We start from the raw sequence: 14,218 nt of genomic DNA on the forward strand, positions 1-14,218 counted from the left end.
TCGAGGAGATTTCGTGAGCGAAGAGCAAACAGATTTTCCAGTTGTCATGCGAGGCTACGATCGCATCCAGGTTGATGAACAACTGCAGACTCTCATGACCGCGCTATCCGAGGCGCGCAGGCGAGCAGAAGTTGCGGAAAACCGGGCCAAGAGCCTCGAAAGTGACCTGGAAGAATCGCGTAACCGTTTGGAGGAGCAAGAACGCGCGTCCTTCTCTGGCATTGGCGCACGCGTTGAACAGCTCCTACGCTCCGCTGAAGAACAAGCGATTGCCGTCACCACGAAGGCGCAGGCAGAATCCGACGCCCTCATGGAACGCACCCGCACAGAAACCCAGCGGCTCGCCTCGAGGGCAGAAGCAGAAGCTGAAGCCCTTCTATCCGAAGCACGCCGCGAAGCCGCCGAACGCGCCTCCCGCGCCCAGACCGAAGCGGAAACCCTCCTTACCAATGCGCAGCACCGGGCTGACGAAATGGTTGCGTCCGCACAGCGCGATGCAGCTGCGCTCCGCTCCGAAACCAACACCTACGTAAACGACGCACGCGCAAGCGTTGAACGCGAAGTTGAAGTCCTGCGTGCCCGCGCACAAAAAGACACGGTTGAGATGCGCGTTGCCTCTGAACAAGAAGCCGCTCAAATGCGTGCCGACGCCGGTGCGGATGCCCAAGCAGTACGTGAAAATGCTAACGCGGAAGCCAAGCAGACCCTCGAATCTGCACGAACCGCTGCTGAATCCTCCCTTGCCGCTGCTCGCGACGAATCCGACAAGATCACGCGAGAGGCACGCGCCATCCTCGAAGACGCGAAAGCCAAAGCTAACGTTGCACGCCAAGAAGCCGAACAGGAAATCGCCGACCAGCGCGCCAGTGCACGCGAAGCCGATGCTGCCGCGCACGAGCAAGCACGCGAAGAAACCACCGCGATGGTTACCGCCGCACGCACCCAAGTCAGCGAGGCTGAAAAGCACCTGGCAGAAACTCTGCAGCGTGCGGAACGTCTGCTTACCGACACCGATGCCGTTGTTCGCAGGCGTCAAGAGGATGCTCGCCGTAGCGCCGAAGCGATCATTGCTGCTGCCGAAGCCGAAGCCGACCAGCTACGCGAAACCGCGCGTCAAGAAGCTCTTAGCGAGCGAGCAGCCGCACAGCGTACAGTTGAAAAGCTAACTCGCCAGCGTGAATCCGTTGCCGCATACCTTGACGAAATGCGCGGCCTTCTTGGTTCCTCCGCCGCCCGTAGCATTGCCGGGCTGACCGAATCAGAAGAAGGCACGGACACTGCCTCCCCCGTCCTCTTCGACGACCCGGAGAAGAAGTAGACAAATCGGCGGCAAGCCGATAACAATAACGCACTACATTGGGTTGGTGCCCAGCACTTCCGCGCCGGGCACCAACCCAATTTTGACTCTAGTAAAAGTTTGAGACCCCACTATCCCAGCAGTGTGGATGCCAATGACGGCGCGCATCAACCCCGACTTCAAGGCCGAACGCACCCTCCTCACGCCACGCAACCACGTGGGGCGACCCAACAGTGATAGCCCGATGGCAGCCGGGGCACGTGTATTCCTTCGATGCTCGAGACAGGCGCTGGACACTAAAAGTGCCCGAACTGCGCTCCACCTGGCGCGGCATTGACGCCAACCTATCCATATTCAACGGACGATGCGGCTGATTATACGGACGTTTACCACTACGGCGAGCCATTAAACCTCCCTCAAAAAGTGAAGCGCCCCGGCAAAAGCCAGGGCGCCACTACCCACGCGTTAAACTGCCACACCGCGACGATACACGGTGACCGGCTCCAGGCTATCACTGACAACCACAACATCAGCCTTCATGCCCTCACGCAAACAACCGATTGTCTGATCGCCAATGATCTTCGCGCCTTGAACCGAGGCCATATAAACCGCATCCACCAGTGGCACGTAACCGCCCTGGTAGAGCAGGCGAACCTGGTCAAGTAGGTGCGATGTACCTCCCGCGATCGAATCACCACCCGTAAGACGGGCAATACCATCCTTCACGGTCACAGCTTGCGGGCCCAACTGGTAAGAACCGTCGGGCATACCGGCGGCAGCCATCGCATCCGTTACCAGTACCAGGTACTCACGGCCAAGCGTCTCATACACCGCGCGAACTATATCCGCAGACAGGTGTACACCATCACCAATCAACTCCAAAATTGCGCCGTCGCGCGCCGCATCAGAAATAAACTCCGGCACCGGACCCGGATCACGATGGTGAATTGGCCTCATTCCGTTGAACAAATGCGTAGCGGTGGCCTTCGGTGAACGAGGGGCAACCTGGGCGAGCTTTTCCCGCGAGTACTCCAGTGCCTTACGAACTGACTCTGGACCAGCATCCGTATGCCCCCAGGACGGAAGCGCACCGCCCTCGATCAACGCTTCGGCTACCGACCCCTCACCGAATGCGCCCTTCTTCTCCGGAGCCAGCGTCATCGTTACGCAATACCCCTTAGAAAGCTCAATCAGTTCTTTGGTGAGCTCCACGTCCGGCTCAATGATGTAAGTAGGATCCTGCGCGCCCTTGCGCTCAACCGAAACGAATGGGCCCTCAAAATGAATGCCTGCCAGCTCATCTTTCTCGCACAGGTTCGCCAGCGTTACCGCGCGCGAACGGAGCACATCCGCAGCTGCCGTCACCCCTGAAGCCACCAGCGAAGTTGTGCCATGCCTACGATGCTCCATCACCGCAATCATCGCCTGCTCTTCGGTCTGCGCATTCGGGAACGACTCGCCTCCACCACCGTGGCAGTGGACATCCACCAAACCGGGCAGGATATAGCCGTCAACGCGTTCCGCGCGAGCGGCCTCGTTCTCAGTCAAAACCTGCGACACCACACCGCATTTTCGGATAACTTCGTCAAAAACCACCGCGCCGTCGGAGATCACTTCCGATTCCGTTACCACTCGCCCGCGCAAAATCCGAGGCTCGCTCATTCTCAAGTGCTCCTTTATATACCTTCAAACCAGAAAACCAGACACTTCCAGTTTAATAACACATCACTTGTCTGACGAGCTAATGATTAAAAGAGTCTCGAATCAGCGTCATCCATTCCGCGCATCGCATCATAGTCGAGGATCACGCACCTAATCCCCCGGTCCTCAGCAAGCGTGCGAGCCTGGCGGGTGATCTCCTGCGCGGCAAAAATACCTGTAATCCCCTTCAACAGCGGATCACGTGAAAGTAGCTCGAGGTAGCGGGTGAGCTGCTCTACGCCATCAATACCGCCGCGGCGCTTGATCTCAACCGCAACCGGATCGCCCTCATCTGTGCGCACCAAAATATCTACCGGACCGATTGCAGTTGGATACTCGCGGCGAACGGTCCACCACCCCTTGCCCAGCAGCTCCGGCTGATCGGCCAGTAGCTCCTGCAAGTGTGCCTCCACACCATCCTTCGTGAGGCCTGGATCAACACCAAGATTCTCCTCGTGATCCAAAAACACCTCGCCCACACGGATCACCAGCGTGTCATCCGTCTTCTTAGCTTCCACCACCCACACTTCGCTCACGCCAGCCTGCGCCTCAGTTTCGGTTGGTTCCTGCACGCGGACATTACAAGGCGCCGTCATCCAATTGAGCGGCTTATACGAGCCGCCATCCGAATGGACCAATACAGAGCCATCGCCTTTGAACATGAGCACGCGCTTAGCCATCGGCAAATGCGCATCCAGGCGGCCAGAATAATCAACAGCACACTCAGCAATAACAATTCGCACCCACCCACCCTAACAGCGCTACCGGGTGCAGGCACAAAAAAGCGCACCCTACGGTGCGCTACATCAGTACGCTAGTACTCTTCCCGAGGCCGAGGCGGGCCCGACTCAATCCAAGAAACAAGGCCGTTATACCACTCTTCACGCATGGCCAGATGTCGAACACTGTCACCGTAGGTGAGCACAACCTCAACCACGCCCTCCTGACGGTGAATAGGGGCAGATACACTCATTCCCTCGCGCGGCATTCGCAACTGCGGCCCAACGAGAAAACCAACCAGCCGAAACCACTGCAAATCTCGCTGGCCAAAACGAGCCATTCCCGAAATCCAACCCGCGGACGCATCCGGCCGGTACCAGCACTCAAAAGTGCCCACAATCCGCCCAATTCGACGCACGCGAATCAACAGCACCAACAGCGCGATTAGAGCGACCGCTAGAAGAACAACAAGGAGGGCAACCAAGATGCCACCTAGAACATTCATGATTGCCCTCCTTCTGTTTTCAAATCCTACTGCGCGAAGTTGCCCTCTTCGACAACAATCGTCACAAAGTCGGAGTCAACCGAGGCGAAGCCGCCCGATACTTCCACAATCTTACGTCCTTCGGACTCAGTTTCAATTGCAACCGAACCGGGACGAAGCACTGCGAGAAGCGGAGCGCGGCCAACCAACACGCCCAGGTCACCTTCAACAGATGGCACCACCACGGAAGAAGCCAGGCCATGCCATAGCCTTTCCGTGCGGCTCACCACCTCGACTTGGAGCATCTTAGACTTCACCATCTACTTACGCCTTCTGCAGCTTCGCCCAAGCGCGCTCAAGATCATCGATACCACCGATGTTGAAGAACGCCTGCTCGGGGATGTGGTCGTACTTACCCTCAACGATGCGCTTGAATGCCTCAATCGTTTCATCAAGCGGAACCGTGGAGCCCTCAACACCCGTGAACTTCTCAGCCATGTAAGTGTTTTGGGACAGGAACTGCTCAATGCGGCGTGCACGGGCAACCGTCACCTTGTCTTGCTCCGAAAGCTCATCCACGCCAAGGATTGCAATGATGTCCTGCAGTTCCTTGTTCTTCTGCAGAATCTGCTGCACCTGCGTGGCCACGTCGTAGTGCTCCTGACCAACGTAGGCCGGGTCAAGAATACGAGAGGTGGAAGCCAGCGGATCCACAGCCGGGTAGAGACCGCGCGAAGCGATGTCACGCGAAAGCTCAGTGGTTGCATCCAAGTGCGCGAACGTGGTTGCAGGAGCCGGGTCCGTGTAGTCATCCGCAGGAACGTAAATGGCCTGCAACGAGGTAATCGAGTTACCACCCGCAGAGGTAATACGCTCCTGGAGCTGGCCCATCTCATCGGCGAGGTTCGGCTGGTAGCCCACTGCCGAAGGCATACGGCCAAGAAGTGTGGAAACCTCCGAGCCTGCCTGCGTAAAGCGGAAGATGTTATCAATGAACAGCAGCACGTCCTGGTTCTGCACGTCGCGGAAGTACTCTGCCATCGTCAGACCGGTGAGCGCGATGCGTAGACGCGTGCCCGGCGGCTCATCCATCTGGCCGAAGACAAGTGCGGTCTTGTCAAACACACCCGCCTCATCCATCTCATGAATGAGGTCGTTACCTTCACGGGTACGCTCACCCACACCGGCAAACACCGACACACCGCCGTGGTCTTGCGCCACACGCTGAATCATTTCCTGGATCAGAACGGTCTTGCCAACACCAGCACCACCAAACAGGCCGATCTTGCCACCCTGCACGTACGGGGTAAGAAGGTCAATAACCTTAATGCCCGTCTCGAACATCTTGGTCTTTGGCTCGAGCTGGTCAAATGCCGGAGGCTGGCGGTGAATCGGCCAGCGTTCCTTCACCTCAACCTGATCGGCCGGGTAGTTCAAACACTCGCCGACGACGTTGAACACCTTGCCGCGAGTCACGTCGCCAACCGGAACGGAGATCGGGCTGCCCGTGTCGCGAACCTTCGCTCCACGAACCAGGCCATCGGTGGGCTTCAAAGCGATAGCACGAATGAGGTTGTCGCCAATAAACTGAGCAACCTCAAGCGTCATCGTGAACTTCTGACCGCCCTCACCAGTCGAGGACAGGTCAACATCCACCTCTAGCGCGTTGTACATTGCGGGCATCTGATCCGGTGGAAACTCAACGTCCACAACCGGGCCAATCACGCGGGCGATGCGCCCAACACCCGTAGTGTTAATAGATTCTGCAGTCATGTTTATTCCTTGTCCCTGCCTCAGCCATTCGATAGAGCGTCGGCACCGGAAACTATCTCGCTGATTTCTTGCGTGATCTCCGCCTGGCGGGCCGAATTCGCCAAGCGAGTGTAGTCTGTGATGAGGTCTTCCGCATTGTCCGTAGCGGTATGCATCGCGCGCTGGCGAGATGCAAGCTCCGAAGCAGCAGCTTGAAGAAGCGCGTTCCGAATACGGTTCTCAACGTAGAGAGGCAGAAGCGCATTCAGCACCGCTTCCTCACTCGGCTCAAACTCGTACTCGGGGAAAGCTAACTCAGGATGATCCTCAAACCCGAGTTCCCTCTCCCGCTCCTCATCGCCCTGCGGCGTATCCACAACCGTTAGAGGAAGCATCTGGCGCACCTCGGGAACCTGCGTCACCATGTTCTTAAACCTGGTGAACACGAGGTATACCTCCGAAACACCCTTCTTTGGATTCTCTTCCAGGAAGGCCCTTAGAAGTTCCTTACCAATGGAGTGAATGATCTCCTCAGACGGAGCATCAGACTCGCCCTCCCAAGTCTTCGCCGCATGAATGCCGCGGAAGCGGAAGTACGCGCCCGCACGCCTGCCAGCCGTGTAGAGCACCGGCTCCTTGCCCTGCTCACGAAGCTCCTCAAAAAGCTTCTCAGTTTCGCGAAGAATCGTCGCGGAGTAAGCGCCCGCCATACCGCGGTCAGACGTCACCGCCAGAACCGCCACGCGTTTCGTGTCCTCACGCTGGTGCGTAAGCGGGTGGTCCATTCCCCCGTGAATCGCTACAGCAGCAACAGCCTGCGTCAGAGCCTTCTCATAGGGCCCCGCCTGCGTTGCCTTAGCGCGCGCCGCGCCAATTCGAGAAGCAGCGATAAGCTCCATCGCATGAAAAACCTTCTTCAGCTTTTCCGTTGAAGCTATACGCTGTTTAATCTCTCTTAGACCTGCCATTGATCAGGCCTTCTTACCGCGAACGATCTGCTCTTGCGTGCGCTCCGCTTCTGCCTCGCCGTCTGCGGCTTCGGGTGCCAGACCCTCCGCGGAAACGAACGAGCTGTGGTAGGCCTCAACGCCTTCCTTCAAAGCTTCCAGAGTGTCATCCTCCAGCAGGCCCGTCTCCTTGATGGTGGTCAGAACGCCGGTGCGTGAACGCAGGTAATCAAGCAGGCCCCTTTCAAAACGAGCAACGTCAGCAACCGGAATATCATCCAAGTAGCCGTTGGTGCCCATCCAGATCGAAGCAACCTGATCCTCAATCGGATACGGGTTAGCCTGCGACTGCTTCAGCAACTCCATGAGGCGTTCACCGCGGGTCAGCTGCGCCCTGGTGGTCGCATCAAGGTCCGACGCGAACATCGCGAAAGCTGCCATTGAGCGGTACTGCGCAAGCGTGATCTTCAGCGTGCCCGAAACCTTCTTCATGGCCTTAATCTGCGCGTCGCCACCAACACGCGACACGGAAATACCAACATCCACTGCCGGACGCTGGTTGGCGTTAAAGAGGTCGGACTGTAGGAAGATCTGGCCGTCCGTAATCGAAATAACGTTCGTTGGGATGTAAGCGGAAACGTCGTTTGCCTTCGTCTCGATGATCGGCAGACCCGTCATGGAGCCACCACCGAGTTCATCGGAAAGCTTCGCGCAGCGTTCAAGGAGGCGCGAGTGCAAGTAGAAGACGTCACCGGGGTAAGCTTCACGGCCCGGCGGACGACGGAGAAGGAGCGATACCGCGCGGTATGCTTCCGCCTGCTTCGAAAGATCGTCAAAAACAATGAGGACGTGCTTGCCGTCGTACATCCAGTGCTGGCCAATAGCCGAGCCCGTGTACGGAGCCAAGTACTTAAAGCCTGCCGGATCCGATGCTGGGGAGGCCACGATCGTCGTGTACTCCATCGCGCCGGCCTCTTCGAGGGCACCGCGAACAGCTGCGATCGTTGAGCCCTTCTGGCCAATAGCCACGTAAATGCAACGAACCTGCTTCTTCGGGTCACCCGACTCCCAGTTGGCGCGCTGATTCATGATCGCGTCAAGAGCAATCTGCGTCTTACCCGTCTGACGGTCACCAATGATCAACTGACGCTGACCACGGCCAATAGGAATCATCGAGTCAATAGCCTTAAGGCCAGTTTCAAGCGGTTCGTGCACCGACTTACGCATCATCACGCCAGGAGCCTGCAACTCCAGTGCGCGCATGCCCTCAAGATCCGTGATCTCACCAAGGCCATCAATCGGGTTACCCAGCGGATCAACCACGCGACCGAGGTAGCCATCACCTACCGGAACTGAGAGGACCTCGCCGGTGCGACGAACCTGCTGGCCCTCCTCAATGTTCGTGTAATCGCCGAGGATGATGACGCCGATTTCGCGAATATCGAGGTTCGATGCAAGTCCGAGAGTTCCATCTTCAAAGCGGAGGAGCTCATTGGCCATAACGCCAGGTAGGCCTTCGACGTGTGCAATACCGTCAGCAGCTAGGGTGACGTGGCCGATTTCCTCCACAGCGGATTCCGACGGCTCGTAGGATTCTACGAAGCTGTCCAGAGCCGCCCGGATTTGTTCGGGCCGGATAGAAAGTTCAGCCATTGAGCTTTTCCTTACCGTTTAGAAATGTTGAAAACATGGGGTTCAGCGCACCAACTCTCGTTTAGCTTTAGCCAAGTTGGATTTCACTGTTGCATTGATGCCGTCACCATCTACCTCGATGTGAAGACCGCCAAGGAGCGACGGATCCACTTCGGTATTAACTGCAACGGCGCTTTGATACCTAGCTTCGAGAATCTTTTGGAGACGCTCGACCTGGGTTTGAGATAGCGGGGATGCCGATGTGACCGTGGCGAACAAGCGACCGCGACGAGAAGCCGCCTGGTGCGTGATTTCGCGGATCAATGACAGCAACCTGCCATGAATTGAGAGGCGAACCTGACGTCGCAACAGGCGCGACGAGAACGGAGTGAGCGCATCTGCGAAGAAACGTGCCGCAAAATGAGCACGGTCATGAGCAGAACCGACACCCAGATCAGACAGATTAATGCGAAGCTCGCGATTATCCGCAAGGAAGTTATGCACCGCGAAAAGCTCTTCTTCAACCTGCTTCAGCTGACCGGCCTGCGCAGCAGCACTAAACACCGCTTCATTGCCGAGCTGTTCAGCCGCAACCTCAAGGTCACGGGAGCTCGACCAGCGCTTGCTGGCCAGAGTCTGCATGATCTCGATAGTTTGGGGCTCAACTCCGTTGGCCAGAAGATCATGCGCAAGCTGGCGCTTGTCCGCCTCGGTTCTGCCCGGATCGGTAAGCGCGTGAGCCACGCGCCCTGATTCACGCAACAGGTCCGAAATTCCGTAAAGATTTTCGGCAACCGCCATTGCATCAGCGTCCGAGCGCAAGGCATCAGTTAGCACCTTGAGTCCAGCCTGGTAGCTGTTCTCACTCGCTGCACGCATTTAAGACTCCTGTACTGTAGTTTCAGATTCGAGATCGTCGAGGAACCTATCAACAATACGAGCCGTAAGCTCGCTGTCCTTCAGGTGTTCACCAACAATCTTCTCTGCAAGTTCGGTGGCAAGAATCCCAATCTCAGACTTGAGTGAGATTTCAGCCGCCTGGCGCTCCGCCTGAATCTGACGCTGTGCGTTCGACAAGATGCGCTCAGCCTCAGCTTCGGCCTCCTTGCGCGCTGCCGCCACAATCGACTTAGCGTCTTCACTAGCGTCGGAACGGATGCGACCTGCATCAGCATTCGCAACCTGGATCAGCTCTTCAGCCTCACGCTTTGCCAGCGCCTCGGCTTCCTTCGCCCGATCAGCTGCGTTCAGCCCTTCTTCAATCTTTTGTGCACGCTCATCTAGGATCGCGTTGAACTTAGGAAGTGCGTACTTGTAAAGAACAAGTCCGATGATGATCAACACAATCAGCTGCCATACGATGTCGTATAGCGGCGGCAACAAAATGTTGGGCTCTTCTGCCGCCTGAGCTGTTGCGGGTAGGATCGTCATGCTAGAAGATCAATCCCGGAACAAGGCCGATGAGGCCCAGCGCCTCAATAAGAGCTAGACCAATGTACATGTTCGTCGAGAGCTTGGATGCGACCTCCGGCTGGCGGGCGGTAGCTTCCTGCGTCTTGCCAATCATGTAGCCCAGGCCAATACCCGGACCAAGCGTTGCGATGCCGTAGCCTACTGCTGCGATCGAACCAGTCATGTTTGCTTTCCTTCTCTATGTTGCCAAGGCGCTTTTGCGCCAAGGAGTCTGTTTTTGGCTTACTGCCTAGTGGGTCTCAATAGAAGTCTTGATGTAAACGGCCGTCAGGATCGAGAAAATGAATGCCTGCAAACCGGCCACGAAAATCTCAAACGCGGTAATACCAATCGCGCCTGCGAACGTTAGAACCGCAACGCCCTTCAGCGCGCCCGCGGCCTCGAAGAACAAGAAGTGAGTTCCAAAAAATGTCAGAGCGAGCATCAGGTGCCCCGCCAGCATGTTTGCCAACAAACGGATGGTCAGCGTTGCCGGACGAATAATGAACGTTGACAGGAACTCAATGGGCGTTAACAAAATGTACAGAGGCCAGGGCACGCCCGGGGGAAATAGCTGATTCTTAAAGAACTGCCCAGCGCCCAGGTGCTTAATCCCCGCGCCCACGAACACCACATACGAAATCAGTGCGAAACCAAGCGGCACAGCCACCACGGACGAAGCCGCGATGTTCAAGCCCGGAATAACACCCGTAATGTTCATGAACAGCACGCCAAGGAAGATCACCGTGAGGATCGGCGCGTACTTACGTCCGTTCTTCTCTCCGAGAGTCTCAATCGCAACCTTGTCGCGAATGAACACAATCAAACCTTCGAGAATCGACTGTCCCTTAGTGGGGATCAGCTTCGCCCTCGATGCCCCAATCGAAAATACGAGCACCAGAAGCACCGTAGCGATAAGACGAACGAGAACCAAACGGTTCATTTCGAAGATCGTGCCCTCAAAGGCAAACGCTGGAGGGAAGAAGTCCCCAATTCCCGGCATTGCTGAAACTGGTCCTTGACTAGCCATTGTCAAAGCGGACAACACTGTTGCGGAGAACAGGATGCACCCCCTGGTAGAAGTGTTACGGCCCTACACCGTACATGAGGAATATACCCCATACTGTATACGGTCTGAGCTCGCCTAATGCAAAAACCTAGATAATGCTATCAGGATCACTTTCGCCCGAACGCACATTTTACTATTCTTTTTCATCCTTAGGCAGATCTATGGTTGGCACTTTAGAGCTTGCCAACGTCCACGTCTGCACGGCTGCCTGCGCAATCACCGAAAGGATGAGGGCGAGGCCCAGCGCCGTATGGTTGAGCCCCGTAAGATTCTTCACAATCAACACGGTTGCAATGACTACCACGACCTTGAATAGGTAGTCGCCCACCATCAGAGCAGCCTGCGAATCCAGATTCTTCATCGCCAGTGACATGGTGAACCAAGTAACCAGGGCGAGCAAAATACCGACTACTCCCCCAATAAGACCAGAAACACCCGCCAAGGCGCCTCCGGAGAAATAAGCGACAGCGCCCGCCAGGACCGCGACAACCACGGAAACTTTCAAAACGTTCTTCACAGTTTTTGAAACCGCGGCGCGAAGCGCATCGGTGGGTACTAGCGGTGTAGACATTCGCGTCACTTCCTTTGCATCTTCTGCCGCAAGCCCGGCAAGAATCGAACCGTAAACACAATACTAATGATCACCGCAGGAATCGCCACGGCGGCTACCTGCTTGGGGCTGAACACGATAAGCGCGACCGCAGAGAACGTAATCACAGCGGTCCACAGATACATGATCATCACGACCCCCACCTGACTGTGCCCCAGGTTGAGCAGGCGGTGATGAAGGTGCATTCGATCAGCTTGGAACGGTGATTTACCGGCCCGTAAACGCCGGAAAACAGCCAGAGTCATGTCTACCAGCGGAATGACTATCACCAGCAGGGGCAAAACTATAGGGAGCAAACCGGTAATGACCTGCTCTGTGCCCAGCACACTCGGATCAATCTGGCCGGTAACGATAATGCCCGCGGCTGCAACGATCGTACCCAACGTAAGAGCGCCGGAATCTCCCATAAAGATTGAGGCCGGGTGAAAGTTGTGCGGCAAGAATCCAACGCAAATGCCAACCAGTACCGCAACGATCAGAGACGATGTCGTAGCGTAGGTCAGCGCCCCGGTAACGCGGGTAAGCATGTAGGAATACACGAAGAAAGAAAACGCGCCTATCCCTACAACACCTGCAGCGAGGCCATCCAACCCGTCTACGAAATTCACCGCATTCATGATGGCCACGAACATGAAGATAGTTACGAACAGTGACAGATTAGAAGAACCGATAGTAATACCGAATATCGGAAACGAAATCAGCTGCACGCCGAAGTAGGCCATGAACACAGCAACCAAAATCTGGCCTGCCAACTTGGCCAGCCAGTCTAGCTCCCAAATATCATCCACGAGGCCCAGCAATGCGATTGCGAGCACGCCAATCATCACTGCCCAGGGTGTGCCCGTTTGAAACACGGGATCGAAATAGTCGAGCCGAGACGCGAACAGCATGGCAACGATAAACCCTATTGCCATTCCTACACCGCCAAGACGAGGTGTTGGCACGGTGTGCACGTCCCTTTCTCGAACTGGCGTAAGCACGCGCCACTCCAGCGATAGGCGTCGCATTATCGCGGTCATCACAAACGTGATTCCCGCCGCTAGCACCATCACTAGAATGTAGAGCTTCACTTGTTAATAAGCACTTTCTGACCGCAGGCCGCCTCGATGTCTGCAACCGAAATCATGCCGGCTCGAAGCAGAACCGGAACGTCAGCCGTAACGTCGATAATTGTCGAGGGTACAGGGCCTGGAGTTGGCCCCGAATCGATGTAGCAGTCAACGCCCTCGCCAAAATATTCTATTGCCTCTTCAACACTTGTTGCCGCAGGTTGTCCGGTCAGGTTCGCAGAAGTCACCGCTAGAGGACCAACCGCGCGCAAAACTCCCAGCGTTGCCTCGTGGTTAGGCATTCGGATCGCAACCGTATCTTTAATATCGCCCAGATCAAAGCGGATCCCCTCCGCTGCTTTCACGATCAGCGTGAGGGCGCCCGGCCAGAACGCACCTATCAGGCGATGCGCGACCTCATTCAGCTGCGAACTCACTCTGGCGGCATCCTCCGGATCCGCGATGAGCACCGGCGGGGGCATCTGCCGCCCCCTCCCCTTCGCAGCTAACACTGCATTTACCGCGTTAGTTGAATACGGGTCTGCCCCAATGCCATACACCGTGTCGGTAGGCAAAACCAACAAGCCACCGGCCTCAACAATCTTCTTCACGGCCTGCGCATCAGACGGCGAAATTCCCTCGCGCGCATCCACTTTCATGCTTTCCATTATCTACATTCACCTAACGGTTTTTGAGCTACAACAAACCGGGGGCGCTCATTCAAATCCGAGATCGTGGAGACGTTCGCAAATCCGGCGTCTCTCGCAATCTCGCGAATGGCCTCCCCCTGTGTGTCATCATGTTCCATGCCGAATCGTCCGCCCGGTTTCAAATACCGGTAGATCAGCGGAACTAGACCGCGCACAAAGTCCAGGCCGTCATCGCCCCCACCCCACAGGGCCTGTGGGGGATCAAAATCGAGCTCCGGCGCCAACTGCCTGGGCGGCACGTAGGGAGGATTAGATACCACTAGATCGAATTTGGCCTCCCACTGCGGGTTGAATATCAGCGCGTCGCCTTGAATCACCGGCACCTTTAGGCCGAGGGACTCGGCATTAGCGCGAGCGGCCGCACAGGCCTCCTGCGACTTCTCCAATGCAACCACATCCGCGCCGCGCGTATTTGCCGCAACTGCTAACGCAAGTGCTCCCGAACCGGTGCACAGATCCAATACCGCGGCCGGCTGGCTCCCAATAGCGTCAATTGCCCATTTCGCCAGGACCTCTGTTTCGGGCCGCACACAAAACACGCCGGGGCCAGCCCCAAGTTCGAGGCCATAAAACCACATTTTCCCGAGCACGTGCTGTAGCGGCTCGCGAGACGCCCGACGCGCAATCATCACCTCTATTGCCCGCACATCATCCGGCTCGATCTCGCGCGGCCACATATACATCGGCTCGCTGAGTGTGGTCTCAAAAATCGCACGCGCATCAGCCTCGGCGCTATCAACACCGGCGCGGGCAAGGGTTTGCACCTGCTCGCGAAATAGGCTCAGTGGGTTCACT

Annotated in this window: 16 protein-coding genes; 1 reads left to right on the plus strand and 15 read right to left on the minus strand. The window is 56.6% G+C overall.

The window, feature by feature from the left end; all coding sequences use genetic code 11:
- The first annotated feature begins 13 nt into the window (after positions 1-13).
- The gene (locus HMPREF2854_RS07870; RefSeq protein WP_070621146.1) at positions 14-1,318 is read left to right on the plus strand and encodes a coiled-coil domain-containing protein; all 1,305 of its coding nucleotides are present in this window, start codon (positions 14-16) and stop codon (positions 1,316-1,318) included.
- Between the two features lie 444 nt (positions 1,319-1,762).
- Here the strand turns inward: HMPREF2854_RS07870 and HMPREF2854_RS07875 are convergent, their stop codons facing one another.
- The 15 genes from HMPREF2854_RS07875 to prmC all read right to left on the minus strand — a co-directional run bounded on the left by HMPREF2854_RS07875 (position 1,763) and on the right by prmC (position 14,217).
- Positions 1,763-2,959 (minus strand): N-acetylglucosamine-6-phosphate deacetylase, encoded by a 1,197-nt coding sequence (locus HMPREF2854_RS07875; protein WP_070621147.1) that lies wholly within the window; start codon positions 2,957-2,959, stop codon positions 1,763-1,765.
- A gap of 86 nt (positions 2,960-3,045) precedes the next feature.
- Positions 3,046-3,741 carry an endonuclease NucS gene (gene nucS, locus HMPREF2854_RS07880; protein ID WP_034506233.1) on the minus strand — a complete coding sequence of 232 codons (696 nt, stop codon included), beginning with the start codon at positions 3,739-3,741 and terminating at the stop codon, positions 3,046-3,048.
- 71 nt (positions 3,742-3,812) lie between these two features.
- Entirely contained in the window at positions 3,813-4,223 is a 411-nt protein-coding gene (locus HMPREF2854_RS07885) for a DUF2550 family protein (RefSeq protein ID WP_070621148.1), read from the minus strand.
- A 26-nt stretch (positions 4,224-4,249) separates the two neighbouring features.
- The gene (locus HMPREF2854_RS07890; RefSeq protein WP_070621149.1) at positions 4,250-4,522 is read right to left on the minus strand and encodes a F0F1 ATP synthase subunit epsilon; all 273 of its coding nucleotides are present in this window, start codon (positions 4,520-4,522) and stop codon (positions 4,250-4,252) included.
- Positions 4,523-4,526: 4 nt separating this feature from the next.
- A complete protein-coding gene (atpD, locus tag HMPREF2854_RS07895; protein WP_070621150.1) occupies positions 4,527-5,975 on the minus strand; it encodes a F0F1 ATP synthase subunit beta in 1,449 nt (482 codons plus the stop codon).
- Between the two features lie 20 nt (positions 5,976-5,995).
- Complete coding sequence (locus HMPREF2854_RS07900) at positions 5,996-6,922, minus strand: F0F1 ATP synthase subunit gamma (RefSeq protein WP_070621151.1); 927 nt, start codon at positions 6,920-6,922, stop codon at positions 5,996-5,998.
- Between the two features lie 3 nt (positions 6,923-6,925).
- On the minus strand, positions 6,926-8,554 hold the full coding sequence (atpA, locus tag HMPREF2854_RS07905) for a F0F1 ATP synthase subunit alpha (RefSeq protein WP_070621152.1): 1,629 nt from the start codon (positions 8,552-8,554) through the stop codon (positions 6,926-6,928).
- 42 nt (positions 8,555-8,596) lie between these two features.
- Positions 8,597-9,412 (minus strand): F0F1 ATP synthase subunit delta, encoded by an 816-nt coding sequence (locus HMPREF2854_RS07910; protein WP_070621153.1) that lies wholly within the window; start codon positions 9,410-9,412, stop codon positions 8,597-8,599.
- Positions 9,413-9,964, minus strand: coding sequence for a F0F1 ATP synthase subunit B (locus tag HMPREF2854_RS07915; RefSeq protein WP_034506265.1), 552 nt, complete (start codon positions 9,962-9,964; stop codon positions 9,413-9,415).
- A gap of 1 nt (position 9,965) precedes the next feature.
- Positions 9,966-10,169 carry an ATP synthase F0 subunit C gene (gene atpE / locus HMPREF2854_RS07920; protein ID WP_016443864.1) on the minus strand — a complete coding sequence of 68 codons (204 nt, stop codon included), beginning with the start codon at positions 10,167-10,169 and terminating at the stop codon, positions 9,966-9,968.
- A 66-nt stretch (positions 10,170-10,235) separates the two neighbouring features.
- The gene (gene atpB, locus HMPREF2854_RS07925) at positions 10,236-10,988 is read right to left on the minus strand and encodes a F0F1 ATP synthase subunit A (protein ID WP_083309465.1); all 753 of its coding nucleotides are present in this window, start codon (positions 10,986-10,988) and stop codon (positions 10,236-10,238) included.
- 199 nt (positions 10,989-11,187) lie between these two features.
- Positions 11,188-11,625 (minus strand): Cg1360 family ATP-synthase-associated protein, encoded by a 438-nt coding sequence (locus HMPREF2854_RS07930; protein WP_034506269.1) that lies wholly within the window; start codon positions 11,623-11,625, stop codon positions 11,188-11,190.
- Between the two features lie 5 nt (positions 11,626-11,630).
- The gene (locus tag HMPREF2854_RS07935; protein ID WP_070621154.1) at positions 11,631-12,734 is read right to left on the minus strand and encodes an MraY family glycosyltransferase; all 1,104 of its coding nucleotides are present in this window, start codon (positions 12,732-12,734) and stop codon (positions 11,631-11,633) included.
- Positions 12,731-13,381 carry an L-threonylcarbamoyladenylate synthase gene (locus HMPREF2854_RS07940; protein ID WP_070621155.1) on the minus strand — a complete coding sequence of 217 codons (651 nt, stop codon included), beginning with the start codon at positions 13,379-13,381 and terminating at the stop codon, positions 12,731-12,733. Before HMPREF2854_RS07940 ends, HMPREF2854_RS07935 begins: the two co-directional genes overlap by 4 nt.
- Positions 13,381-14,217, minus strand: a complete 837-nt coding sequence (prmC, locus tag HMPREF2854_RS07945) for a peptide chain release factor N(5)-glutamine methyltransferase (RefSeq protein ID WP_083309466.1) — start codon at positions 14,215-14,217, stop codon at positions 13,381-13,383. Before prmC ends, HMPREF2854_RS07940 begins: the two co-directional genes overlap by 1 nt.
- Between the last annotated feature and the right edge of the window lies 1 nt (position 14,218).

Origin of the sequence: Actinomyces sp. HMSC075B09 (genome assembly GCF_001812395.1) — a bacterium.
In the GTDB taxonomy this organism is placed as follows: Bacteria; Actinomycetota; Actinomycetes; order Actinomycetales; family Actinomycetaceae; genus Gleimia; species Gleimia europaea.

Excerpts from the sequence above, each read along its gene's own strand:
- HMPREF2854_RS07890 (WP_070621149.1), bottom strand. The coding sequence starts at position 4,522 with ATGGTGAAGTCTAAGATGCTCCAAGTCGAGGTGGTGAGCCGCACGGAA.
- HMPREF2854_RS07915 (WP_034506265.1), bottom strand. The coding sequence starts at position 9,964 with ATGACGATCCTACCCGCAACAGCTCAGGCGGCAGAAGAGCCCAACATT.
- atpA (WP_070621152.1), bottom strand. The coding sequence starts at position 8,554 with ATGGCTGAACTTTCTATCCGGCCCGAACAAATCCGGGCGGCTCTGGAC.
- HMPREF2854_RS07900 (WP_070621151.1), bottom strand. The coding sequence starts at position 6,922 with ATGGCAGGTCTAAGAGAGATTAAACAGCGTATAGCTTCAACGGAAAAG.
- atpD (WP_070621150.1), bottom strand. The coding sequence starts at position 5,975 with ATGACTGCAGAATCTATTAACACTACGGGTGTTGGGCGCATCGCCCGC.
- atpE (WP_016443864.1), bottom strand. The coding sequence starts at position 10,169 with ATGACTGGTTCGATCGCAGCAGTAGGCTACGGCATCGCAACGCTTGGT.
- atpB (WP_083309465.1), bottom strand. The coding sequence starts at position 10,988 with ATGCCGGGAATTGGGGACTTCTTCCCTCCAGCGTTTGCCTTTGAGGGC.
- HMPREF2854_RS07875 (WP_070621147.1), bottom strand. The coding sequence starts at position 2,959 with ATGAGCGAGCCTCGGATTTTGCGCGGGCGAGTGGTAACGGAATCGGAA.
- HMPREF2854_RS07910 (WP_070621153.1), bottom strand. The coding sequence starts at position 9,412 with ATGCGTGCAGCGAGTGAGAACAGCTACCAGGCTGGACTCAAGGTGCTA.
- HMPREF2854_RS07940 (WP_070621155.1), bottom strand. The coding sequence starts at position 13,381 with ATGGAAAGCATGAAAGTGGATGCGCGCGAGGGAATTTCGCCGTCTGAT.
- HMPREF2854_RS07885 (WP_070621148.1), bottom strand. The coding sequence starts at position 4,223 with ATGAATGTTCTAGGTGGCATCTTGGTTGCCCTCCTTGTTGTTCTTCTA.
- HMPREF2854_RS07930 (WP_034506269.1), bottom strand. The coding sequence starts at position 11,625 with ATGTCTACACCGCTAGTACCCACCGATGCGCTTCGCGCCGCGGTTTCA.